General features: G+C 73.3%; 19 protein-coding genes. 5 read left to right on the top strand and 14 right to left on the bottom strand.

Annotation, left to right across the window (positions count from 1 at the left end; translation table 11 throughout):
• Positions 1-128: 128 nt before the first annotated feature.
• From K3769_RS11690 to K3769_RS11680, 3 genes are read right to left on the bottom strand one after another with little or no spacing between them, the layout of a single operon-like run.
• On the bottom strand, positions 129-1,589 hold the full coding sequence (locus K3769_RS11690; RefSeq protein ID WP_267026375.1) for a carboxyl transferase domain-containing protein: 1,461 nt from the start codon (positions 1,587-1,589) through the stop codon (positions 129-131).
• Complete coding sequence (locus tag K3769_RS11685; RefSeq protein WP_267026374.1) at positions 1,582-3,096, bottom strand: acyl-CoA synthetase; 1,515 nt, start codon at positions 3,094-3,096, stop codon at positions 1,582-1,584. The genes K3769_RS11690 and K3769_RS11685 overlap by 8 nt, the downstream gene beginning before the upstream one ends.
• A 53-nt stretch (positions 3,097-3,149) precedes the next feature.
• A complete protein-coding gene (locus tag K3769_RS11680; protein ID WP_267026373.1) occupies positions 3,150-4,535 on the bottom strand; it encodes an SLC13 family permease in 1,386 nt (461 codons plus the stop codon).
• A gap of 203 nt (positions 4,536-4,738) precedes the next feature.
• Between K3769_RS11680 and K3769_RS11675 the strand changes: the two genes are divergently transcribed.
• Both K3769_RS11675 and K3769_RS11670 read left to right on the top strand, forming a co-directional pair.
• Positions 4,739-5,461 carry a FadR/GntR family transcriptional regulator gene (locus K3769_RS11675; RefSeq protein WP_267026372.1) on the top strand — a complete coding sequence of 241 codons (723 nt, stop codon included), beginning with the start codon at positions 4,739-4,741 and terminating at the stop codon, positions 5,459-5,461.
• Between the two features lie 55 nt (positions 5,462-5,516).
• Positions 5,517-6,296: a Type 1 glutamine amidotransferase-like domain-containing protein gene (locus tag K3769_RS11670; RefSeq protein WP_267026371.1), complete on the top strand. Its 780-nt coding sequence runs from the start codon at positions 5,517-5,519 to the stop codon at positions 6,294-6,296.
• Between the two features lie 174 nt (positions 6,297-6,470).
• Here K3769_RS11670 and K3769_RS11665 read toward each other — a convergent pair whose 3' ends face one another.
• A complete protein-coding gene (locus tag K3769_RS11665) occupies positions 6,471-7,613 on the bottom strand; it encodes a MerR family transcriptional regulator (protein ID WP_267026370.1) in 1,143 nt (380 codons plus the stop codon).
• A gap of 162 nt (positions 7,614-7,775) precedes the next feature.
• On the opposite strand from K3769_RS11665, the gene K3769_RS11660 reads away from it, so the two are divergent.
• On the top strand, positions 7,776-8,654 hold the full coding sequence (locus tag K3769_RS11660) for an ATP-grasp domain-containing protein (RefSeq protein WP_267031328.1): 879 nt from the start codon (positions 7,776-7,778) through the stop codon (positions 8,652-8,654).
• On the opposite strand, the gene K3769_RS11655 is transcribed toward K3769_RS11660, so the two are convergent.
• From K3769_RS11655 to pgfA, 10 genes are all read right to left on the bottom strand, one after another.
• Positions 8,635-9,285, bottom strand: a complete 651-nt coding sequence (locus tag K3769_RS11655; protein ID WP_267026369.1) for a hypothetical protein — start codon at positions 9,283-9,285, stop codon at positions 8,635-8,637. The two genes, K3769_RS11660 and K3769_RS11655, sit on opposite strands and share 20 nt — an antisense overlap.
• Positions 9,254-10,147, bottom strand: a complete 894-nt coding sequence (locus K3769_RS11650; RefSeq protein ID WP_267026368.1) for an FkbM family methyltransferase — start codon at positions 10,145-10,147, stop codon at positions 9,254-9,256. Before K3769_RS11650 ends, K3769_RS11655 begins: the two co-directional genes overlap by 32 nt.
• Before the next feature lie 4 nt (positions 10,148-10,151).
• Complete coding sequence (locus K3769_RS11645; RefSeq protein ID WP_267026367.1) at positions 10,152-10,448, bottom strand: Trm112 family protein; 297 nt, start codon at positions 10,446-10,448, stop codon at positions 10,152-10,154.
• The gene (locus K3769_RS11640; protein WP_372515143.1) at positions 10,354-11,355 is read right to left on the bottom strand and encodes a hypothetical protein; all 1,002 of its coding nucleotides are present in this window, start codon (positions 11,353-11,355) and stop codon (positions 10,354-10,356) included. Before K3769_RS11640 ends, K3769_RS11645 begins: the two co-directional genes overlap by 95 nt.
• A gap of 15 nt (positions 11,356-11,370) precedes the next feature.
• Positions 11,371-12,138 carry a class I SAM-dependent methyltransferase gene (locus K3769_RS11635; protein WP_267026365.1) on the bottom strand — a complete coding sequence of 256 codons (768 nt, stop codon included), beginning with the start codon at positions 12,136-12,138 and terminating at the stop codon, positions 11,371-11,373.
• On the bottom strand, positions 12,135-13,511 hold the full coding sequence (locus K3769_RS11630; protein WP_267026364.1) for a condensation protein: 1,377 nt from the start codon (positions 13,509-13,511) through the stop codon (positions 12,135-12,137). The genes K3769_RS11635 and K3769_RS11630 overlap by 4 nt, the downstream gene beginning before the upstream one ends.
• Complete coding sequence (locus K3769_RS11625; RefSeq protein WP_267031327.1) at positions 13,508-18,244, bottom strand: alpha-(1->3)-arabinofuranosyltransferase; 4,737 nt, start codon at positions 18,242-18,244, stop codon at positions 13,508-13,510. Before K3769_RS11625 ends, K3769_RS11630 begins: the two co-directional genes overlap by 4 nt.
• Positions 18,241-19,134 (bottom strand): class I SAM-dependent methyltransferase, encoded by an 894-nt coding sequence (locus K3769_RS11620; RefSeq protein WP_372514917.1) that lies wholly within the window; start codon positions 19,132-19,134, stop codon positions 18,241-18,243. The genes K3769_RS11625 and K3769_RS11620 overlap by 4 nt, the downstream gene beginning before the upstream one ends.
• Complete coding sequence (locus K3769_RS11615) at positions 19,131-20,282, bottom strand: glycosyltransferase family 4 protein (protein ID WP_267026362.1); 1,152 nt, start codon at positions 20,280-20,282, stop codon at positions 19,131-19,133. Before K3769_RS11615 ends, K3769_RS11620 begins: the two co-directional genes overlap by 4 nt.
• Positions 20,283-20,608: 326 nt before the next feature.
• Positions 20,609-21,586: a cell envelope lipid trafficking protein PgfA gene (gene pgfA / locus K3769_RS11610; protein ID WP_267026361.1), complete on the bottom strand. Its 978-nt coding sequence runs from the start codon at positions 21,584-21,586 to the stop codon at positions 20,609-20,611.
• A gap of 324 nt (positions 21,587-21,910) precedes the next feature.
• Between pgfA and K3769_RS11605 the strand changes: the two genes are divergently transcribed.
• Together K3769_RS11605 and K3769_RS11600 are read left to right on the top strand one after the other, a co-directional pair.
• Entirely contained in the window at positions 21,911-22,063 is a 153-nt protein-coding gene (locus K3769_RS11605) for a hypothetical protein (protein ID WP_267026360.1), read from the top strand.
• A gap of 2 nt (positions 22,064-22,065) precedes the next feature.
• On the top strand, positions 22,066-23,307 hold the full coding sequence (locus tag K3769_RS11600; RefSeq protein WP_267026359.1) for a PucR-like N-terminal domain-containing protein: 1,242 nt from the start codon (positions 22,066-22,068) through the stop codon (positions 23,305-23,307).
• Positions 23,308-23,435: the final 128 nt, after the last annotated feature.

Raw genomic sequence — 23,435 nt, 5'->3', positions numbered from 1 at the left:
GTCCACGTCCGAGCGACTCGACGCGTCCGCCTATGTGCTGGTGTGCTGGGCGCCGGTGAGCGACGACCGAAGCGGCTCGGTGACCCAGGAGATCATCAGGGCGGTGGGCGTGCGGCAGTCGCCGCGACTCACAGCTCCCGCTCCCCCTCCCCTTCCCTCTCCCTCTCCCGCTCCCGCTCCCGCTCCCGCTCCACGATGCCGCGCACGACACCCAGCTCCACCAGGTCCTGCGGCCGGATGCGGAGGTGGTCGGCCGTGGCCCGTACCTCCTCCGCCGGGCGCTTGAGGATGGCGGCCGCGAGCTCGGGGGCGATGACGGAGAAGTAACTGCCGGGCGTGGCCCAGGTGTTGTCCGGGGCCGCGAGGGCCAGGGCGCCACCGGAGCCGCCCTCCCCGATCAGCAGCGTGGTCACCGGGGTCGTGGCCGACGCCACCGCCGCGAACAGCTCCGCGATCGCCGCCCCCGCGCCCTGCCGCTCCGCCGCCGCGTCGTTGGCGGCGCCCGGGGTGTCCACCAAGGTCAGCACGGGGATACCGAGCCGGTCCGCGAGCCGGATCAACCGGGCGGCGGTGCGATAGCCGGCGGGGCGCGTGGCGGTGCCGGTCTGGGCCGCGTACGCGACCGTACGGCCGTCCCGCGCCCGGACGCCGAAACCGCACAGCATCCCTTCGTCGACGCCGCCGCAGCGGTCACCGCTGATCGCCGCGCGCCGGACGAAGCAGGCGTCCAAATAGGCTTCGGCGCGCGGTCGTTGAGGTGTGCGCGCGGCCCGTACGGCCTCCCAGCCGGTGGCCGGGAGAGCGGTGTCGCCCAGTGCCGGGGGCGGTGGCGCCGGGGCCGTCGAGGGGGCGGTCAGCAGCCGCAGCCAGAGCGCCAGCGCTTCCGGCAGCTCCCGCTCGGCCACCACCGCGTCGACCGCCCCCGCCGCCCACTGCGCCTCGGCCGTGTACGCGGCCGGGTCCGCGTCGGGCGGCCGGACCCGCGAGCCCGCGAAGCCCACCTGCGCGCCGGACAGCGCGAGGATCACGTCGGCGCCCGCGCCCAGGGTGGCCCAGCCGCCGCCCGTCGTGGGGTCGCGCAACACGGCGATCTGGGGAAGGCCGGCCGCCCGGGTGAGGGCCGACTGCCGTGCCACACGCTGGAGTTGGACCAGGGCGCGCATGCCCTCCTGCATCCGGCTGCCGCCCGTCGCGACGAGCGAGACGACCGGGAGGCGGTGTTCGCGCGCGTAGGTGTGCGCGGCCACCAGCCGGTCGCCCGTGCGCTCACCCAGCGAGCCGCCGAGGAACCCGAACTCGAAGGAGATCAGCACGGCCGGGGTCGGCACGCCGTCCGCGCCGTTGACGGCGGCGGTGCCGCAGACGACGGACTCCTCCTCGCCGGTGCGCTCCGCGGCCCGGGCGCGCGAGGCGTCGTAACCCTGCCAGGAGAGGGGTCCGTCAGGACCGTACGAGCCCGGTGAGGCCGGTGAGTCCAGTGAGCCCGCTGAAGCAGGGCGGGCGAAGTCGGTGAAGCCGGTGCTGACGAGGGCGATCGCCTCGCGGGCCGTGGCCCGGCGGGAGCCGTGAGCCGAGGCGCGCTCAGTCATGGGCCAGCGCGCGCTTCATGATCTTGCCCATGTCGTTGCGGGGCAGGGCGCCGAGATAGTGGACGACGCGGGGCCGCTTGTGGGGCGCGAGCCGGTCGGCCACATGGTCCGCCAACTCGGCCGCGGACGGGGGCTTCTGGGCGTCGGCCGGCACGATCCACGCGACGATCCGCTCACCGAGGTCGGCGTCCGGTTCGCCCGTGACCGCGGCCTCCCGTACGCCCGGGTGCTCGATGAGCGCGTTCTCGATCTCGCCCGCGCCGATCTTGTAGCCGCCGCTCTTGATGAGGTCGGTGGCCTTGCGGCCGACGATGCGTACGTACCCGTCGGGGTCGCGTACCGCCATGTCGCCGGTACGGAACCAGCCGTCCTCGGTGAAGGCCGCCGCCGTCGCGTCGGGCCGGTTCAGATACTCGGTGAACAGGTTCGGGCCCCTGACCTGGATCTCGCCCACGGTCTCCCCGTCGTACGCCTCCAGGGCCGTCGTGCCGTCCTCCTCCGTCAACCGCAGTTCGACGCCCGGCAGCGGTACGCCGACCGTGCCCGCGCGGGGCTCGCCGTCCGCGCGGACGCTGGTGTTCATGAGGGTCTCGGTCATCCCGTACCGCTCGATGACCCGTCGGCCCGTCGCCTCGGCGATCCGTTCGTGGTCGTGCACCGGCAGGGCCGCCGAACCGGACACGAGCAGGCGTGCCCGTGCCAGCGCCTTCGCGAGCGCCGGGTCGTCGGGCAGGGCCTCCGCGATGCGGTGGTACATCGTCGGCACCCCGAACAGCATGGTGGCGCCGCCGCTCAACTCCCGTGTCACGCCCGCCGTTTCGAACCGGCCGAGGTGCCGTACGGATCCGGCGCGGCGCAGGGGGCCGAGGATGCCGAGGATCAGTCCGTGCACGTGGAAGAGGGGGAGGCCATGCACGAGGACGTCGTCGCCGGTCCACCGCCAGGCGTCCGCGAGGGCGTCCAGGGTGGTGGAGATCGCCCGACGCGGGATGACGGCACCCTTCGGCGGGCCGGTGGTGCCGGAGGTGTAGACGACGAGGGCGGGCAGCTCGTCGGCGAGGGCCGGCGGGGTCGGTCCGGGTGCCCGTACGCCGGTGTCGAGGTCGGTGTCGAGGCCGGCGTGGACGTCGATGCGGACGTCGATGTCGACGCGCGGCAAGGAGGCCAGGGCGTCCGGGAGTTGATCCCCCGGGGCGGCGAGCACGAGTGCCGGCGCGCTGTCCGCCACGATGTGCCCCAGCTCGCCGCCGCCCGACTTCGGGTTGAGCGGTACGGCGGGGACGCCGGCCAGCAGCGCGGCGACCACGGCGACGGCCGTCTCCAGGGTGGGCGTGGCCCAGACGGCGATCCGGCCCGCCTCCCCGACGCGGGCCGCCAGCGGGGCGGCGGTCGCCGCGAGTTCGCCGTAGGTCAGGGAGCGGTCGCCGAAACGCAGGGCCGACCGGTGCGCGGCGGTGCCGTCCGGGTCCGCCAGTGCCTCGGTCAGGGCCGGGAAGAGAGAGGACACGCGTACGTACTCCTTGATCGTCGGGCGTTGTCGTGCGGACCAGGGTGCCGGTGTCACCCCCAGTCGGGTACCACCAGGGCGAGCCACACCACGGCGGGGACCACGGCCACCACGATCCCTCCGTACATCATCAGCTGCCGGAAGAAACGCTCCCGGTCGACACCGGGCGCCGCGGCGAGGACCAGCGCGCCGTTCGTCGAGAACGGGCTCACGTCCACCACGGTCGCCGACACCGCGAGCGCCGCGACCATGCCGATCGCGCCGATCTCGCCCTGCGCCAGGAACGGCACCGCCAGCGGGATCAGCGCTCCCATGATGCCGACCGAGGAGGCGAACGCGGAGACCAGCGCGCCGATGTAGCAGAGCAGTACGGCCGAGAGCAGCGGGACGCCGATGTCGCTGACGCCCTCGCCCGCCCAGTCGATCGTGCCCATCTCGTCGAGGACGCCGACGTACGTCAGCACACCGCAGATCAGCAGGACCGTCGGCCAGGCGATCTGGCTGACGGCGTTGCGGCTGTCCTCGGCCCAGACCGTGCTGAGCAGGACGGCGAGGGTGATGGAGGTGAGTCCGGCGTCCAGGTCGAAGACGAGCACGGCGACGACGAGGGCGACGAGAGCGGCGAGGGTGGCGATCCGGGCGGGGTTGAGCCGGGAGGCGTCGTCGTCCGCGTCCAGCTCCTGCACGGCGACGGTCCTGGTCTGGGCTCCGGTCCCGGCATCGGCTCCGGTCCCGGCAGCGGTTCCGGGGCCGGCTCCGTCGGTGGCGGCGTCCGCCGTGGCGTCCGCGGTGACGTCCGCGGTCTTCTGCCGGTCGAGGCCGGTCTCCTCCGCGCGGCTCAGTTTCAGCCCGCCGAACAGCACGAACACGATCGCGGCGATCACGAGGTTGACGATGAGGGAGGCGAGGAAGAGGGCGATCTCGCTGCCGGGGAGGCCCTCGCGCTCGACGATGCCGTTGACGATCGATCCGTAGATGCTGATGGGGGAGAAGCCGCCGCCCTGGGCGCCGTGCACGACCATCGCGCCCATCAGCAGCGGGCTGATGGAGTAGCGCGCGGCGAAGCTCAGCGCGATCGGCGCCACGATGGCGACGGCGGCCGGACTGACCGCGCCGATCGCGGTGAGCGCGCCGGTCAGCACGAACATCACCCACGGGATCAGCACCACCCGCCCGCGTACGAGCCGGATCGAGGCGTGCACCAGCCAGTCGGTCGTGCCGTTGGCGCGGGCGATCGCGAAGAGGTACGTCACGCCGACGAGCACCACGAAGAGGTCGCCGGGGAAACCGGCGAAGATCTTGTCGGCGTCGAGGTCGGCGACGAGTCCGCCCACTCCGAAGGCGGCGGCGAAGGCGAGGGCGCCCATGTTGATGGAGCGGGTGGTGGCGATCACGAACACCACGACGAGCACGAGGATCGATATCAGTTCGGCGGACATACGGGCTCCCGTCTTTGGGTCCCTTGTCGAGTGGGAGTGGAGAGTGGGGAGTAGGTGGGGGGGCGGTATGGCTGAAAAAAGTGGCTGAGTGGCCAAGTGGCTGAACCACATTGGGCGGCCGTGGTGGAGAGCGTCAAGAGAGATGACGTAAATTGGCTCAGCCACTCGTCCGCCAGATCGAGAGGTAAGGGGGAAGACCGGACATGACCGACGCACTGCGGCCCATGGGGTCCAAACCGCGCCTGTACGAGCAGGTCCTCGACCGGCTGCGCAGCTACGCCGCCGAGGGCGGCCTCGGCGCCGGTGACCGGCTGCCGCCCGAGCGCGACCTGGCGGCCAGGCTCGGGGTCAGCCGCGCCTCCGTGAAGCAGGCCATAGTGGTCCTGGAGGTCCAGGGGCTGGTGGAGGTCCGCCACGGCGGCGGCACCTATCTGCTCCGCGACACCCTCGACGCCGAACCGGTGGAGCAACTCGTCGACCGGCGGCGCCGGTTGCCCGACGTGCTCGACGCCCGAGAGGCGCTGGAGACCAAACTCGCTGAGCTGGCCGCCGAGCGGCGCACCGACGAGGACGTGGCCGCCATGGACTCCGCCCTCGCGCACATGCGGGCCGAGATCACGGCGGGCGGCCACGGGGTGGAGGGCGACCGGCTCTTCCACGCGGCGGTCACGGCCGCCGGGCACAGCACGATCCTCGCCGAGTTCATGCGCTCGATCGCCGACCGGATCACCGAGAGCCGCCATGAGTCGCTGCGCCAGCCGGGCCGGCCGACCCGTTCCCTGACCCAGCACCGCGCGATCTTCGACGCGATCGTCGCCCAGCAGCCGGGGCGGGCCGCCGCGGCGATGCGGCGGCACGTGCAGACGGTGGCGAGGGTACGGCTGCTGGACTGGGACCCGGAGGACGGTGAGCGGCAGGGGCCGTGAGGGGCGCGGTGGTGAGCGGCGAGATCCCTGAACGCCGTGGCTAGGATCGGTCGTCATGACCGCGTCCACAGCAGCACACGCCGACCCCACCGCCTCCGCCGCCAGGCCGCCCACCATCCTCGCCACGTCCGGCGGGCACCGTGCGTGGGGTGCCCGGACCATGGTGGAGTTCGACGCGCTGGTGCATCACGCGGTCGACCTGTCGGGTGCGCACGGCCGCCGGCCCCGGGTGATGTACGTCGGTACGGCGATCGGTGACGCCGAGCACTTCGCGGCGCGGATGGCCGAGGCGGCGCGGGTGGCGGGGTTCGACCTCGTTCCGCTCAACCTCTTCCCGCGGCCCAACTTCGACGACGTCGAGGCCGCTGTCCTGGAACAGGACGTCATCTGGGTGATGGGCGGCTCGGTGGCCAACCTCCTCGCCGTCTGGCGGGTGCACGGCCTCGACGACATCATGCGCAGGGCCTGGCGTTCCGGTGTCGTGCTGAGCGGGGTCAGCGCGGGGTCGATCTGCTGGTTCGAGGGCGGTACGACGGACTCGTTCGGCCCCGAACTGCGCCCCGTCACCGACGCGTTGGGCTTCCTGCCCTACGGCAACGGCGTCCACTACGACTCCGACCCGGGCCGCCGCCCCCTGATCCACGACCTCGTCGCGAACGGCACGCTGCCCACCACCCACTGCACGGACGACGGGGTGGGACTGGTGTACCGGGGGACGGACCTGGTGGAGGCGGTGGCGGAGGTCCCGGGCAAGGGCGCGTACGTGGTGACCCGGGAAGGCGACGCGGCGGCCGAGGAACGGCTGGAGCCGCGGCGGTTGCCGGGGGTCCGGTAACCGAACGCAGGACGGGACAGTCCCGAACCCGAACCCGAACCCGAACCCGAACGGGCACCCGAGCCCGCACCCGCACCCGAGCCTGCACCCGCACCCGAGCCTGCACCCACGCCGGCTCCTACGCCCGTGCCCGAGTCCGTACCCGGGTCTGCGGGGCGTCCTTCGTGATCATGCTCACGCGGTGTCCACCACGTCCGTCGCGGTCACGACGTCCGCCACCACGCAGCTCACGTTGTCCGGGGCGCCGGAGGTGTGGGCCGTGGCCAGCAGGGCGCGGGCTGCCTCGGTCGGGTCGGGTGTCGTCGTGAGGGTTGCTGTGAGGGTGCCCTCGGGGACGACCCTCGACAGGCCGTCCGAGCACAGCAGGTAGCGGTCGCCGGGGCGGGCGTCGTGGAGGCGGATGTCGGGCGACGGCGAGCCCGCGCCCGTCAGCGCTTTCGCGAGCAGCGTGCGCTGGGGGTGGACCGTGGCCTCCTCCGGAGTCAGGCGGCCCTCGTCGAGGAGCGACTGGACCACCGTGTGGTCGTGGGTGATCCGGAAGAGTTCGCCGTCGCGCAGGAGATAGGCGCGGGAGTCGCCGATGTGGACCAGGGCCAGTTGCGAGCCCGTCCACACCATCGCGGTCAGGGTCGTGCCGGTTGCCGGGTCCGCCGGGCCCGCCGCCTCCCGGACCGCCTCCGTGGCGCCCTGGACCGCGTCCTCCAGGAGGTTGAGGACGTTTCCGGCGGCGAGCGGTTCGCCGTCGAGGAACTTCAGGGCCTCCACGGCGGCGCCGCTCGCGGGCGCGCCCCCGGCACCGAAGCCGTCCGCGACCGCCAGGACACGGGCGCCCGCGTACACCGTGTCCTGGTTGGCGGGACGGACGAGACCGGTGTCGGTGAGGGCGGCGTAGCGCAGTTCGAGTGTGCTCATGGTCGTCTCCTTGAGTGAGCGGGGGTCCGCGCGGGGGCCCGCGAGGTGGTCGACAAGGAAGGACGCCAGGTCGCGGCGCGTCGCCGTCTCCGCCTCGACCCGTGACCAGAACGCCCGGATCTCCCGCGCGGCGGACGCCGGTTCGAGGGCGCTGACCTCGCGGATCTCGGCCAGCGGCATACCGAGCCTGCGCAGCCACGCCACCAGGCGCGCCTGCTCCAACTGCTCCGGCGCGTAGTAGCGGTAGCCCGTCTCCGGGTCCACCCGCGCGGGACGCAGCAACTCCAACTCGTCGTACAGCCGAAGGGCCTTCGGCGACAGCCGGCATGCCTTCGAGAAGGCGCCGATCGTCATCAAGCCGTTGCTCAAGCCGTTGCTCAAGCCGTTGCTCGTGCCGTTGCTCATGGCGTTTCTCCCTTCCGGCACCGATGGTGTGGTCTCACCGAAGGTGAAGGTCAAGTGGCCCTTTTAATTCTCGGGCCGGTTCCTGGGGCGGTTGTTAACCTGCGACCGGTATTACCGGAGTGAGCCGATACACCGTCTGAGGAGCCCGCCGTGGCACGCACCATTCCCCGCATCGCCCTGGTCACCTGCCAGGAGGTGCTGGAGTCCGGGTACGACCGTGACCTGCCCGTCCTCGCGGACGCGGTGCGGCAGGCGGGGGCGGGTGCGGAGGTCTCCGTCGAGTGCTGGGACGACCCCGGCGTCGAGTGGGGCCGCTTCGACCTCGTACTCATCCGTTCCACCTGGGACTACAGCTGGCGGGCCGCCGAGTTCCTGGCGTGGGCCGACCGGTGCGGGGCCGCGACGACGCTGGCCAACCCGCCGGAGGTGGTGCGGTGGAACGCCGACAAGCGGTATCTGGGCGACCTGGCCGCCGCGGGTGTGCCCGTCGTCGACACCGCCTACCTCGCTCCGGGCGACCCGGTCGACCTGCCCGGCGACCGCGAGTACGTCGTCAAGCCGACCTCGGGGGCCGGAGCCCGGTACGCGGCCCGCTACACCCCCGAGGACCACGAGACCGCCGTACGGCAACTTGAGCGCATGCACGCCGAAGGGCTGACCGCGATCGTGCAGCCGTACGTGCGGAGTATCGACACGGCGGGGGAGAGGGCCCTCGTGTTCTTCGGCGGGCGTCTTCTGCACGCCATCCGCAAGGGGGCCGTCCTCGAACCCGGCACCGCCTTCGACGAGAAGAAGGTCGCGCACCCCGATCTGCGGACCTGGCAGCCGAGCGAGGCCGAACTCGCCGTCGCCGAGCGGGCGTTGGCCGCCGTGCCCGGTGCGCCGGAGCTGCTCTACGCGCGCGTGGACCTGGTGGACGGCGACGACGGGGCGCCCCGCGTCATGGAGCTGGAGCTCGTCGAGCCCAATCTCTTCCTCTTCCTGCACGAGGACTCCGTGCCGGTCGTCGCCCAGGCCGTCGTCAGCGCCGCGGCCCGGTGACCGCCACACGCTGAAGCAGCCCGTACGTGAACTCCGCGACGTAGTCCCGCGGCGCACTGTCCGGGACGGTCGGGCCGTCCGGGACGGTCGGGCCGTTCGGGCCGTCCGGCGCCGTGAAGGCGAGCCCCCAGCGCGTCGGCGCCGACCCCTCCAGCGGACGGACCGGCGCGAAGGCACGGGCGGCCTCGTCGACCGTGCAGGACCAGGGCGTCAGGTCGGCCGGCGACCGCAGCTCCGGACCGGGGGCGCCCGGCGCGCGGACCAGCCACTCGTTCCAGGCCACCCCGCCCGGCGCCACCAGCACCTCGAAGCGCAGGTCCGGCCAGAGGGGGACCGGCCACAGCAGCGCCTCGCAGGACAGGTCGCCGATCCGCCGGGGCGTCACCGACTCGGGGTCGCCCAGGATCGACCGGTACCGCGAGACCGCGCCCCGGCTGCGCGGCGCGTGCCGCATCGCCTGCCAGCGCCGGTTGGCCTCACGCATCTCGGCGACCGAGACCCCCAGCGTGTGGCGGGCGTCCTCCACGAGGTCCGCGTTGTGGTCGGCCATGCGGCGCAGCAGCACGAGCTGGAAGTCGAGCGGGGTGAACGGGGCGGCGCTAGCCGGCTTGGCGGAAGGCATGCGACCCATCGTCGCGTACGCGCCCCGCACGCCGTACGTGCCCCTCGTGCTCCTCGTCCCTCTCGTGCTCCTCGTGCTCCTCGGGCCTCTCGTGCCGCCCGCCCGGCGTCCGGCCGTCGGGGAGGAAGAGCACCGAGTTCACGTACCGGACGTATCCCGGGCCCCGGAAGGGCAGCACGCGGCGCAGCAGACCCTGGGAGACCACGTGCGAGGTGCGCGCCTGGTGGGCCTCCAGGTCGAAGGAGGACAGCGGCAGCCAGGTGTCGCCGGGCAGCACCCAGCCCTCGTAACCCCGCTCGGAGAGGTGGGAGACGACCGTGTCGACGGGCTGGATGCGGGCCTCCAGCTCGATGAACAGGGCCGGGCGGTCCCGGGCGAGGAGGGTGGCCGCGCCGCGCAGGACCGCCAGTTCGCCGCCGTCCACGTCGATCTTGACGAAGCCGACGTCGTGGAGGTTCAGGCTGTCCAGGGTGAGGCAGGGGACGTCCAGGGCGCGGGCGTGGATGTCCCGCCGGACCAGGGACGAGACACCCCGGTCGCCCTGGTCGCCGGGCGGCAGCCACAGCCGGGCCGTGCCGGTCCTGTCGCTCGCGGCGGCACGCACGACCTGGACGTTCCCGGGCGTCGCGGCGGTGATCAGCCGGGCCAGGTGCGGGACCGGTTCGACCGTCACCACGCGCCGGGCCCGGCGTGAGAGACGGCGGGTCCAAGGGCCGTACCAGCCACCGACGTCCACGGCGGTTCCGCAGCCGGAGGGGCAGAGGTCGCCGAGCCGGGCCAGCTCGGGCTCGAAGCGCGGATACACCAGCCGGGCGGCGGAGGCGACCAGCCGCACGGGCACGAAGGGGGCCAGGCGGGCTGCCAGGGTCATGGCGTCATCGCCCCCGGCTTCCGGGGTCCGCCGCGGGAGCCGCCGAGTCGTCGTCGCCGGTGATCCGCAGCAGCAGATCCTCGTGCTCGTCGTCCGTCACCTGCTCGCCGGAGGACGGCAGGAGCTGCGGGATGCCGTCCACGATCGGATATCGGCGCCGCAGCCGGGGGTTGTACAGCGCGGCCCCCGTGCCCTCGGCGGCCTGCTCACCCGCCGTTTCCTTCTCCCTTCCGAGGAGATGCAGCGGGCCCTTGTCCAGCGGGCACGCCAGTATCTTCAGCAGCGGGTCGTCCGGGTTCATGACTGGTCAACTCCCGTGTGGGGTACAAGGGTTGCTGTTCCGGCGGTTGGTCGTGCTTGGGCATCACGAGGAGTACGGAGACCGCCAGCGCCGTACCGCCGGTCCGCAGCGCCAGCCGCAGCGGGTCCTCGGGCAGCGCCTCGCCGAACGCGACCGTGCCGAGCACCGCCGTGAACAGACAGGTCACCGTCGTGCAGACCGGCACGATCAGCGAGGCCCGGCAGCGCTGCAGCGCCGCCTGCGACATGACGAGGCCGAACGCCCCGGTGAAGAGCAGGAGATACGGGTACGGGGAGCGCAGCAGCCCGAGCACCGCACCGCCGACCCCGCTCCCGGTGAGGTGGCTCGACACGCCCTTGATGGCCAGCGAACTGACCCCGTACAGCAGGCCCACCGCCACGCCGTACTCGACGCCCGTCGTCGGCATGCGGTGCCGGTGGCGGGCGCGGCGCTCGGCGGACCCGTACAGCCAGACGCCCAGGGTGAGCGAGGGGACGCAGACCAGCAGGATCAGCGGGGCCGGGGCGCTGCGGCTGACCGTGTCCGAGCCCTCCTTCAGGGACAGCACCACCATCAGGAGCGCGAGCAGGATCGCCCCGAGCGCGTACCGTTCGCGGCCCGAGGTCTCCTCGCCGAGCAGCACCGAGGAGAGCAGGACGAGGATGACGAGCCCGGAGACGAAGAGTCCCTGCGCGGCGGCGATCGGCAGGGTGCGGTAGACGACGAGCTGCGCGCCGAAGCCCGAGGCGAGGGCGAGGGAGCCGCCGATCCACAGCCGGCTGCCGAGGACCAGCCGCAGCAGCCGGGCGGGGCGGCGGACGCTCACCTCGGGCAGGGCCGCGAGCGCCCGTTTCTCCAGAACGAATCCCGCGCTGTAGAGCACGTTCGCCAGCAGGGCCGCGGCCACTCCCCACCACATGGTCTACGTCCTTCGCGCGTGCAGGAGAAGGATCGAGGCCATCGACGGGACACGGCACGCCAGCCGGTCCAGCGGGCGCAGCGGCCGGGGCACGCCGTGGAAGGGCGCGCCCCGCAGCCGGACGACCTCGAAGCCCGACGCGGTCACGAACTCCCGCAGGGCGCGGGGGGTGTAGAGCCGCAGATGGCCCACCACCTCCTTGCCGGGGCGACCGTGGATCGCGCGCAGGCTCACCTCGGAGAAGACGGGCTGGACGCCGGCGAGGAGCAGGGCCCGGTTGTACCAGGCGGCCAGGTTGGGTGTGGAGAGCATGAGATGACCTCCGGGGCGGAGGATCCGATGGAGCTCGTCGAGTGCCGCGTCCGGGTCGACGAGGTGTTCCACGACCTCGCTGAACAGGACGGCGTCGGCGCAGGCGGACCTGAACGGCAGTCCGCCGTCGGTGAGTTCGCCGCGTACCGCGTACGGGAGGCGGGCGTGGGCGCGTCTGAGGGCGTCCTGGGACCAGTCGACGCCGACGATGCGGTGGCCGGCGAGCAGGGGCGCGGCGGTCGCGGCGGCGCTGCCGTCGCCGCAGCCGATGTCCAGGACCGTGCGCGGGCCGGAGGTGGCGGGGCCGAGCGCGTCCGCGAGCATCCGGGCCTGGCGCAGGCTGCGGGGGGCGCCGGAGGCGACGGGGACGGCGGGGTCCTCGTAGAAGTCCCGCAGTCCGTGCGGTCCGTGGGGTCCGTGCGATCCGTGTGGCGGCCTGCGGGGCGGGGCCGTGGTCATGGTGCGCTCCCCGGGTGGCGGTCCGTGCGGCGATCTGTGGGGTGATCCGTGGGGCGGTTCGTGGCGTGTTCCGTCGCGTGCAGGTAGTGCTCGAAGAGGTCACGCAGGTGGCTGCCGTCGCCGTGGTTCAGCAGGGCGCGCGACCAGCGCAGCGCCACGTGCAGCCGGCCCGCCGTGGCGGCCGTCGTCACCGTCAGCCCGCGCGGCATCCGGGCGGGCGCCGAGAACCACACGGCGTGCGCCCGCCCGGCCTCCTCCCCGAAGTCCAGGGCGTACGGCACACGGCCGATGTTGCTCAGCAGGGTGGTCGACGTCCAGGGTCCGGCGGCTCTGCGCAGTCCTCTGGTGAACGCGGCCCGCCAGGCGACGGGCACCACGGGCGCCGTCAACAGGGAGGCACCGTGCCCCAGTTGGGGGCGCGGCTGGGCCTTGAGAGCGCGGGTGCGGTCCGCCGTGCGGCGCAGCAGCGCGGCCATGTCGGAGGCGTCCAGTTCCTCGGGGGCGAAGGGGACCTCGACGAGCCGCGTGCCGTTGCCGATCGGCATGTCCGTGCCTCGCGGGCGGTCGTCCACCGGCATGGTGATGCGCAGGGGGCGCGGCCGGGCGCCGTGTTCGCGGTTCCAGTGCGCGATCGTCAGGGCGGTGGCGGCCATCAGCTGGTCGTTGACGGTGTACGGGGAGCCCTTGGGGCGCCGCGGGACGCTCAGCTCGGTGACGAGCATGCCGTTGCCGTGCTGCTGGGGCGGTCCCGGGGTGCCGTGGGCCACCCGGGCGGGCGGTGCCCAGGTGGAGGGGGTGTCGGGGGCGCGCGGTGTCTCGTCCGTGGTGCGCGTGGGGGGCGCCGCCGGGGAGTTGTCCCGGCCGCCGTACAGTTCCGCCGCGGTCGCCAGGACCCGCAGACAGGCCGGGCCGTCGAGCGCGGTGTGGTTGATGGTGAGGAACAGGACCGCGCCGTCGTCCGCGGGGTCCCGGACCACCTCCAGCCGGATCGGGGGCGAGGCCGAGAGCGGCGGGGCGTCGCGCAGGGCCCGCTCCCGGGCGTGCTTCAGCGCGTCCCGGTCGGGCGCCGGGAACAGGACGGCCTCCACGTCGGCCTCGGGGGTCAGCTCCCACTCGTAGCGCCTGCCGTACCAGGGGCGGGTCGCCTCGCGCATCAGGATGCGGGGGTGGCGGTGCAGGGCCCCGGCGAACGCCCTTCGCAGGCGGTCCGGGTCGAGGTGGCCCGGCAGATGGACCTCGATGTGGACGGTCTCCGGTTCCTCCTCCTGGAGGCAGTGCCGGGCGACCTCGTCCACGACGGGGAACGGAACGCGGGCGGGCTGCCCGGCGGGACCACCGGTGCCGTCGCGTGCGGGGTGCTCCACGGCGGTCATGCGCCCTCCCCTTCCCCGGAACGCCCACGGCTCCCGGAACTCCCACGGCTCCCGGAACTCCCACGGCGACCGGTCCTCCCACGGTCCGCGGGCTGTTCGGCGCCGGGCCCCGGTCCGGGGAACGGCGTGCGCGGTGACCCCGGCCCACGGGCCGAGACGGTCGGCCCGGACCCGCCGGCCGGCGGACCGGCCGGCGAGAAGGGCACCGGCAACGCGCCCGAGACACCGGGTGCTCCGGGTCCTCCCGGCGCACCCGGTGCACCTGGCGCACTCGGCCCGTCCGACGCTCCCGGGCGTCCCGGCGCATCCGGCGCATCCGGTGCACCCGGAGTTCCGGCTGCACGAGGGGCATCGGTTACCCCGTGCCGCGCAGGCGCGCCGGGCGCGGTGCTCACCCCTGGACCCGCTCCGGGTCCTGCTCCGGGTCCTGCTCCGGGACCCGCGGCTCCGGGACTCGCGGCCCCGGGACTCGCGGCCCCGGGATCCCCGTGCTCCCCTCGCGTCCGCTGCGGCAGCGGTGCCGTCGGGGCTTCGGACCCCGGGAGCGGAGGCGGCAGCGCGCTCGGGCCCGTGGGACTGGTGCCCGGGCCGCCACCCGGTCCGCCCCGCCTGCCGTACGCGGGCCCGCCGATCGTCACCAGGCCCGCGAACAGGCCCGTCAGCGCCAGTAGTTGGGCCGTGTGCCCGAATGCCCCGGCGCCCTCGCCGACCGGCTGCCCGGCCCCCGTGGCCGCGGCGATCCCCGCCCCCGCGAGCGCGAGGAACGCGAGGGGTACGAGCACCTCGTGCCGTCGCCGGGCGAGCAGCGCCAGTACCGGCACCAGCAGCGCGAGGAACCCGGCGATCACGATCCCCACCAGGGTGAGCGCGACCGTGCCCAGGATCAGGCCGGGCGGCGGCGGCACCGGCGAGGGCGCGTCCGGATTGGGTGAGCGCCGCCGGAAGAGCGCGAGCCCCGCCAGGACGAGGACCCCGACACCGCCGCCGATCAGCCCGGCCTCGTACACCGTGGACGGTCCGTACGAGAGCTTCACCGTGCCGCCCTCGCCCGCCGGGATCCGCCAGCCCTGCTGCCAGCCGTCGAGGCGCACCGGGTCGAGTTCGCGGCCGTTCAGCGTCGCCTTCCAGCCGTCGTTGAAGTTCTCGTACGTCGTCAGGTAGGACGCCGCGCCCGAGCCGACGGTGACCTCGCGGCGGTCGCCGAGCCAGTCCCGTATGCCCAGTTCACGGCTCTGCGTGGCCGGGGTGGTGACCGTGCCGCGGGTCAGGGTCACGTCGGTGACGGCCAGCGGGCCCGCGTCGCCCGCCTCGACCCGGTGCGCGCCCGAGTCGAGCGACAGGTCGCCGTCCGCGCGCCCGTCCTGACAGAGGATCAGCTCGACCGGGCGCCGCGCCACCAGGTCGCCGACCGTTCCCTTCGCGCTCGTCTCGTACAGCTCGTCGTCGACGGCGAGCGTCGGACCCTTCCCGCAGGGCAGCTCGAAGGGGCGGGAGGAGAGGGCCTTCGGGGTGCGGTAGCGGTCGTCCAGGGCGGGGACGTACGCCTCGGTCAGCCCGACCGGAAGCTGCATGTCCTCGTCCGCGAGGGGGTTGTGGACGGTCAGCGGAGCCGTCTCGGTGACGGTGATGTCGAGCCGGTCCGTGGTGATCGGGTCGAAGCGGACGTTGCCGTTCTCGTCGACCCCGGCGACGACCGCCCCGTCCGGGGAGCTGATGTTCACCTCGGTGGGCCGGGTGGACAGCCCGCCGGCCGACGCGAGGACGACCTCGCCCACCGGCTGCTTGCCCTCCCAGCTCAGCCGGATGGTCGGGTCGTCCCCGGCGATCCACGCGGTGGTCAGATCACCGTCGGTGAGGTTGCGCGGCGACAGGCCGGTCCCCAGCCGGGCCGTGGAGCCGGCCGTCGCGGTGATCCGGTCGTTCTGCTCGGGCGCCACGTCGTACAGCAGCGCGTCGAGCGCGTCACCGGGTACGGGGATCGCGCTCGCCTTCACCGCGTACGTACCGGCCGCGTCCGAGGTCCAGCGGCGGTGCAGCCCGACCTCCGTGCCCGTCGGGGAGAAGCTGCCCGGGTCGGTGGCCCGGTGCAGGGAGACCGTCTCGGCAGCCGCGTCGGTGTTCTCGGCGTCCCTGGGGAGCCGCAGCATCCGGGTCACCTGGACGTCCGGAACGCTGATCTCGGAGAAGCCCGCGCCGGAGAGCCCGGCGTGCCGGGCGGTCGACTCGACGACGGTCACCTTCAGCCAACTGGACGGTCCCTCGGGGGACTTGATGCGCTGACGGGAGCCGTCGGCGCGCAGCGTGCTCGTCTCCGAGCCCCGTTCCGTCTCCACGCGGACCCGGGTCGGCGCCGAGCGCACGCTCTGCTGCGGGAGCGGGGTGACCCGGATCGACGCCGGGACCTCCGTCTCCCCGGTGAAGCCGATCCGCAGCCACTGCCCGTCCGCCGACCCCACCGCGCCCTCGGCCCACGCGGTGTCGGGGTTGCCGTCGAAGGCGTTCACCGGGTCGTACTGCGGCAGGTGGTACAGCCAGTTGCCGCTCGACGACGCGGTCACCGAGCGCGCCCCGCGCAGCTCGGCCACCGTCTGGTGCCCGATCCCGTCCGAGGGCAGGATCTGGTGCGGTTTCTCCCCGGCGTCCTGGTAGCTGCCGGAGTGATTGCGTTCGGTACGGGTGTACGTGTACGAGGTGTTGGCGCCGACCAGGCCGAACCGGGTGTCGGCGCGGCGCAGCCCGTCGCCCACCACCTGGAGGCCGGGGGAGCCGAGCCCCGGGTGGTTGTCGCCAGTCAGCACGGTCGCCCGGTCCCGCATCGCCGGGTCCGCGGCCAGCGGCAGCAGCGCCTCGGGCCCGCCGGACACGACGGCGGTGTCGGCGACGGCCTTCAGCCCGGCCTGGCCCGGCCGGGGCACGTCGGCGGCCGGCTCGTAGATCTCGACGGCCCGCTGGCGCGGATACAGCCCCTCTATCTGGATGGGCGTGTTCTCCGCGATGCGCCCGCCCGTCATCAGCGGGCCGAAGCCGGTCAGGCGCCGGTAGCCCGACTGCTCCAGGGTCCGCTTCACGGTCGTGGTCGGTACGTAGCCGAGCTGGTCGGGGTCGAGATCGTTGCGGACGACGACATAGTGGACGCCCGCCCGCCCCAAGTAGTCGGCCAGCCCCGGGACTTCGCCGCCGGTCTGCAGGGACTGCTCGACCGCGTCCATCGCGCGCCGGTTGCCCGCGGTGCCGAACGGCACGTAGTCCCGCTGGGCCCAGCGGGAGTCGGCGAGCACGTCGAGCGGCTGGTCGATGGTGGAGCCCCAGGTGAAGATGCCGTGCGCGGTGGCGGGCACGACGAGGGCACGGGAGTCCGGCGAGTACTTCTCCAGCCAGCTCGCCGTGGACTTCCAGTACTTGGGCAGCTCCTGGAACGAACCGGGCTGCAGGATCGACCCGTTGAGGTAGGGCCAGGCGAGGCCGGGGAGGACGAGGACCGCCGCGATCAGCGCCGCGTACCGGCGGCCCCGGATCGGACGGGCGCCCTGAGCCCGCGCGGCGACGCCCACCAGGTGGGCCAGCCCGAGGGCCAGCGCGAGCGCGAGCCCGGTCTGGAACTTGTAGATGTTGCGGAAGGGGGCGAGTCCGCCGTCCAGCCAGTCCTGGACCACCCCGTGGAAGGGCGCGCCGAACGAACCGCCGTACCCGGCCAGGGTGATCAGCGCGGCCGTCAGTACGGTCAGTACGAGCCAGCGCCGCTCGGGTATGTCCCGCCGGGCCAGGCCGGCGAGGCCCAGTCCGGCCGCCAGCGCCGAGGAGACGACGGCGACCACCGAGGCCGTCACGGTCCAGCCCGCGGGCAGCCAGGCCTCGTTGAAGTGCAGGTAGGCGACCCAGTTTCCGGCGCCGCGCAGCGACTCCGTCGCCGCCATGGTGTCCGTGGTGGTCCGCGCGCTCTCCACGTACGGGAGGAAGTTCTCGCCGTAGACGCCCAGCACCAGCAGCGGGACGACCCACCAGGCCGTCGCGAGGAGCACGCCCGGCACCCACCAGGCGATCAGCTTGCGCTGACGTGGACCGCGCGGGCGGGACAGGAGGTAGAGGCCGACCGGCAGCAGGGAGGCCAGGGTGGAGGCCGCGTTGACACCGCCCATGAACGGGATGAACAGCGCCGAGCGCAGGGCGGCGACCCGGGCGCTGTGCCGGTCGTTCGTCAGCGGCAGCAGCACCCACGGCAGGAACGCGCCGGGCAGGGCGGCGGCCGAGGTCGAGCCGACGACGATGGTGAACACCGGCCACAGCGCGTAGACCACGGCGCCGAGGAGCCGGGAGGCGGAACCGCCGATGTCCAGGCGCTCCGCGAGCCGCAGCGCGCCCCAGAAGGCGACCGCCACGATGAGCGACATCCACAGCCGCTCGGCCAGCCACACCGGCACGCTGATCAGGTCGGTCAGCCAGTAGTAGGGCAGCATCGGGAAGGCGTAGCCGACGTACTGGTCGGCGATCCCGCCGAAGCCGCCCCGGTCGTGCCACAGCTGGCCGAGGTCCGCGAGGAACTGGCCGGGGTCGAGCGCGACACCGAGCTTGGTGTCGAAGGTCTGCCGGCCCGGGTCCACGGCCAGGAACAGCACGAGGACCACGGCCCAGAATCCCAGCAGCCACCGCCGCGACCGGGGCCCCTGCTCGGGTCCTGGGGCCGGGGCGAGGGGGCGGGTCGCCGCCGGGGGAGGGGCCTGGACCGTGCTGGTCATGGACACCGCCGGAGGATGAGGAGGAGGTTCCAGGTGGCGAATTCACGCAGTCCCGGCGCTCTGGCGACGGCCTGGGCGAGGAACGGCCAGTAGCGGGAGCGCGCCGAGACGACCGTGACGTCGTCCCGGGCGCGTACCTGCCGCAGGGTGGGTCCGATGTGCACGGCGAAGAGGTTCTCGCCGAGGGTGTGCTTGGCGGGGCGGCCGGTACGGCGCCGGTAGCGGGCGCGGGCCCGGTCGGCGCCCAGGTAGTGCCAGGGCGCCCACTCGTGGCCGCCCCAGGGGGACAGCCAGTTGGTGAACGACACGTAGATCAGCCCGCCGGGCCGGGTGACGCGGACCATCTCGCTGAGGAAGGTCTGCGGGTCGGCGACGTGTTCGAGGACGTTGGAGGAGAAGCAGACGTCGGCGACGCCGTCCGCGAGAGGCAGCAGATAGCCGTCGGCGACGACCGATCCCCCGGGAGGGTTCGGGCCGAGCTCGCGCAGGTCCGGCTCGAAGAGGTAGCCGTGCGCGCCCCGCCGCTGGAACTCCTCGGTGAAGTAGCCGCCCCCGCCGCCCACGTCCACGACGGTCCGGCCCTTCACCGGACCGTCGTACGCCTCCACCTGGTCGGCGGCGTCCCGGGCGAGCAGCGAGTAGCAGCCCTCGGGGTCCTCCTGTTCGCGGCGGAAGGCACGGAAGAGGGTGAGGGACCGGCGCAGCGAGGGGTCCCGCAGCCCGGTACCGGGCCCGGGCCCGGGCCTCGCATGCTCGCGCCGCAAGGGCGCCGGGCGGGGGGCTGTCGGCCGAGGAGTCTCGGGCCGGGGAGCCTCCGGCCGGGAAGTCTCCGGTCGGGGAGTCTCCGGCTCGGGAGCCTTTCGCCCGGTGTTCTGTCGCCGAGGGGTCATGGTGTCCAGTCCCTCACCGCCTCCGTCGCCACGGCTCTGAACTGGCGTACCGTGCGGTGCCACCGGTACTGGGCGGCCCGGTCGCCGGCCGCCTTGCCCATGAGGGTGCGACGGTGGGTGGACAGGGCGAGGGTGCACCAGGCCGCGGCGAACGAGGACTCGCCGCGGGCCAGCAGGCCCGTCTCGCCGTCCACGATCGAGTCGCGCAGACCGGGTACGTCGAAGGCGATCGCGGGTGTCTCGCGGGCCGCCGCCTCCGTGACCACCAGGCCCCAGCCCTCGACGGCGGAGGGGTGCAGCAGCAGCCAGGCGGCGCAGAGCAGGCGGTGCTTCTCGGCCTCGGAGACATGGCCGGTGAACTCCACGCCGGGACCGGCCAGTTGCTGGAGCCGCTGCCGTTCGGGGCCGTCGCCGACGATCACCAGCCGGCCGCCGGTGACCGGGCGGACCCGTTCCCACAGGCGCAGCAGCAGGTCGATCCGCTTGTACTCGACGAGCCGTCCCACGGCCAGGAACAGCGGTTCCGGTGAGCGTTCGGCCGGTGCGCCCGGCTCCTCCACACCGTTGTGCACGACACGGATCCGGTCGCGCTCGACGCCGATGGCGCGCAGCGCGTGGGCCGTCGACGGGGAGACGGCGACCAGCAGGCCGCCGCGCCGCCCGCCCGCCAGGGCCCAGTGTTCGAGTCTTCGTCCGAGCCGGGCGGCGGGGGCCAGCGGTCCGCCGAACCGCATCCGCCACAGGTCGGTGTGCACGTGGTTGACCAGGCACAGGGTCGGCCCGCGGTGCCACAGGGGCGCCAGGTACGGCATGCCGTTGCAGACCTCGACGAGCAGGTCGCAGTCGCCGACCTGACGCTGGAACGCCGATCTGGCGCGCAGATAGTGGCCGAGGTCGCCGCCCGCCGACACGACGCGGTAGTCGCGGTACGCCGCGGGGCCGCCGCACAGCAGGGTGACCTGGTGGCCTAGATGGGTCAGCCCCTCGGCGAGTCTGTCGACGAGGAGTTCGGAACCGCCCGCTGCTTCGTTGCCGTAGTCACGGCGGGCGAGGAAAACGATTCGGCGCGGCTGTGGGGGGAGCGCCGGGTGTCGCTGCGCGGAGCTGGGGAAGGCGGCGCGCAACGACGAAGGCACGTGCTGGGGCATGGGTGCTCCAACTCGTCTCGGGGTGCGGAACCAGAGTGGGGCGTGGGGGGTTGGTGCGTTCCGGTGCGTGCGTGTGCGGGACGTGGGCCGGTGCGTTCGGTGCGTTCGGTGCGGGAACCCTGAATGTCCCGCGGGGAGGATCCGTACGGAGGGATGGAACCGTTCTGCCGGTACTTCTGTGGGGTGTGCGGGGTGTGTTCCGTGGGGGTGGGTGAATCGTGTCCGGGTGGGTCGCGTTCGGGTGGGGTGGACAGTTTTCGCCCGCTGCTCCGATGCGGCTACTCACCGAAGTGACAATTTCGGGGCTTTGTGGAGCTGACGTCTCATCACATTGTGAGCGGCTGCTGGGAGCTCTCGGGCGTATCGGGATGCGGACGCCCTCGTGCCACCAGAACGGCACCCACCACGGCCAGGAGGAAACCGGCAATTCCGGCTCCCAGCGGCACCGTGTGCCCCACCATGCGCAGCAGACCGCTGTCCGTCTCGGCGAGATCCACTTGCTTCTGCTGGGTCTCGGGGGTGAACGCGATCCGCTTGCTGTCGAGCAGGACGACGGCGTCCTTCTTCGTCCCGGGCGCCCTGAGCGTCTTGCGGGGCCCGATCGCCGCGTAGATGATCCGGCCCGTGCGCTGGTCGGCGACCAGCTCGACGCCGTGGTTGGAGTACCACTCCTCGGCGAGCACCTGGCCCGCGTCCTCCACCCCGACGAGGGTGCCCGGCACGAGCCGGGTGCCGGTCTTGGTGGCGGGTACGGTCCCGGTGAACCGCAGACCCTTGTACCCCTGGATCCGCTTCTCACCCCGGTACTTCAGCGTGACCGTCGAGCCGAGGGTGTTGTCCCACCAGATGTACGAGCGTTTCTGCACGTCGAAGGGGAACTTGAGGTACGCCTCGCCCTCGAAATAGGGCTTCTCCTCGCAGCAGTGGACCGGCTTGTTCGTCCTGCGGTCGGTCACCCAGCGCTCGATGGTCCACTGGAGCGAGTCGTGCGGGTCGGCCGCGGGCAGCGACTTGTCGGTGTCGACGGACGTGGACACGTCCCACACCGCCCGGCCGCTCCTCTCGCTCTCCGCGACGTCCCCGCGGACCTGCCGGGTGATGGTGATCTTCTTGTCGCGGACGGTTTCTATCTCGTCGGTGTCGAAATAGCTGCCCGTCCCGGTGAAGACGGTCGTCTGGTCGGTGTCGACGGGGGTGCGCTGCGCCCGTGGTTCGACGTACCGGGCGAGCAGCGGGGCGAGGACGAGCAGGAAGACGCCCAGACCCAGGACGATCAGCGAAAAGGGTGTGGCGGTACGGCGCATCCGGGCACTCCAGGAGCTCTTGGTGACACGGCACGCACAGGTGCCGGCACGGTGGGGGAGGGTGCAGGTGCGGTATGGGCCGGGAACCGTAGGCGCACCCTTGACGAAGTGTCAATGCGTTGATGACACTGAGGACTTGCCGGCACCGGGGACTCGTCGGCCGGGACGAGGTGGGCCCGGTGACGGAAGATGTGCCGCGCCCGTCAGGGGCGCGGGGAACTGCGCGGCCGGCCACGACCGGCCCGCGGATTCCGGATTTTCGGACAGCGTTCCCAGCGGAGCGCTGCGGTGGGGGTGACCTTTCGACAGAGAGGCTGACCCGCGATGCCCAGACTGCCCGCCGTCCTGCTGACCGTGACGGTTGCCGCCGTGCTCGCCGTGGGCGCCGCCCTCGGACTCGTCGTGCTGCTGGAGGCGACCCCGGAGCAGCCGAACACACCGCTCATCACCTATGAGACGGCCGGCCGGGAGCGCTGACCATGGCTCTCCGCCCGGCACCCGTCACCGTGCGCTCGGCCTGGCACGACGTACCGCGCCTGCAGGTGCGGCAGTTCGCCGCGCTCGCGCTGGCCGAGGCACCCGCGCTGGCCGAGCAGATCCTCCAGGAGATACAGCACGAGTATCCCCATCTGCCCGTGGTGCTCGACGACTCCGGCGAACCGATGGCGCTGGTCGGGATCCGCCGGGCCATCGAGGTGTTCGTCCAGCACCTGGAGACCGCCGAGGGCCGGCCCCGCGTGCACCCCGAGGTGTTCCAGGAGTTCGGCCGCGGCGAGGGGCTCAACGGCCGCAGCCTCGACTCGCTCCAGGCGATCTACCGGCTCGGTGTACGGCTCGCCTGGCGCCGTTTCGCCGAGATCGGGACGCGGGTGGAGATCCCGCCGCCCGCGATGTACGAACTGGTCGACGCCGGATACGAGTACCTGGACGGGCTGGTCGACCAGTCCGTACGCGGTTACGCCGAGGCCGCCGCCCGGCAGGCCGGGGAACGCCTGAGGCTGCAGCGCCGGCTGATGGAGCTGCTGCTCGCCGAGCACCATCGCGGTGATCCGGCCGAGGCGCTGGCCGAACGGGCCGCGCGGATCGGCTGGCCGCTGCCCGGCAGGGTCGCGGTCGGCGTCCTGCTGCGGCCCGCCCGGGAGGCCGTCGCCCCCGCCGTGAGCCAGGGTGTGCTGCTGGACATGGAGTACGAGCAGCCCCGCATGGTCGTGCCCGAGCCCGACGCCGCCGGGCGGCCCGAACTGCTGCACCGGGCGCTGACCGGCTGGGCCGGCGCGATCGGCCCGCCCGTGCCGCTGCGCGACGCGGCGAAGTCGCTGCGCTGGGCGGAGGCGGCGGTACGGCTGATGGAGCGCGGGCTGCTGCCCGCGGGGGAGGTGCTGTACTGCACGCAGCACACCGAGGCGCTGGTGCTGCTGCAACCGGAGGAGCTGATCGACGACCTGGCGCTGCGCTGTCTGGAGCCGCTCGCCCACTGCGGTCCCACGCACGGGCGGCGGCTCGCCGAGACGATGCTGGCCTGGCTGGAGACGCGGGGCGGGGCTCCCGAGGTGGCCGCGCGCCTGGGGGTGCATCCGCAGACCGTACGGTATCGCCTTCGGCAGATCAGGGAGCTGTGGGGGGACGAGGTCGATGACCCCGACCGGCGCTTCGAACTGGAGCTGGTGCTCAGGGCGCAGCGTCTCCGGGGTGAACTGGGCGACCCCCGCACCCGCCGCTGAACCGACCTTTCCTTCCCACCCGCCCACCCGTTTGCGGCAGTCCACCGGTGGCGCTCCGGAGAAGGGGCGCGGGGCAGCCCCCGCCCCCGGTCGCGCGCGCCCATTGCCCGGTGCAACCCGTGTGAGTA

It is taken from the genome of Streptomyces ortus (assembly GCF_026341275.1).
Taxonomy (GTDB): Bacteria; Actinomycetota; Actinomycetes; order Streptomycetales; family Streptomycetaceae; genus Streptomyces; species Streptomyces ortus.
This window is presented reverse-complemented; position numbering and strand designations above follow the sequence as displayed.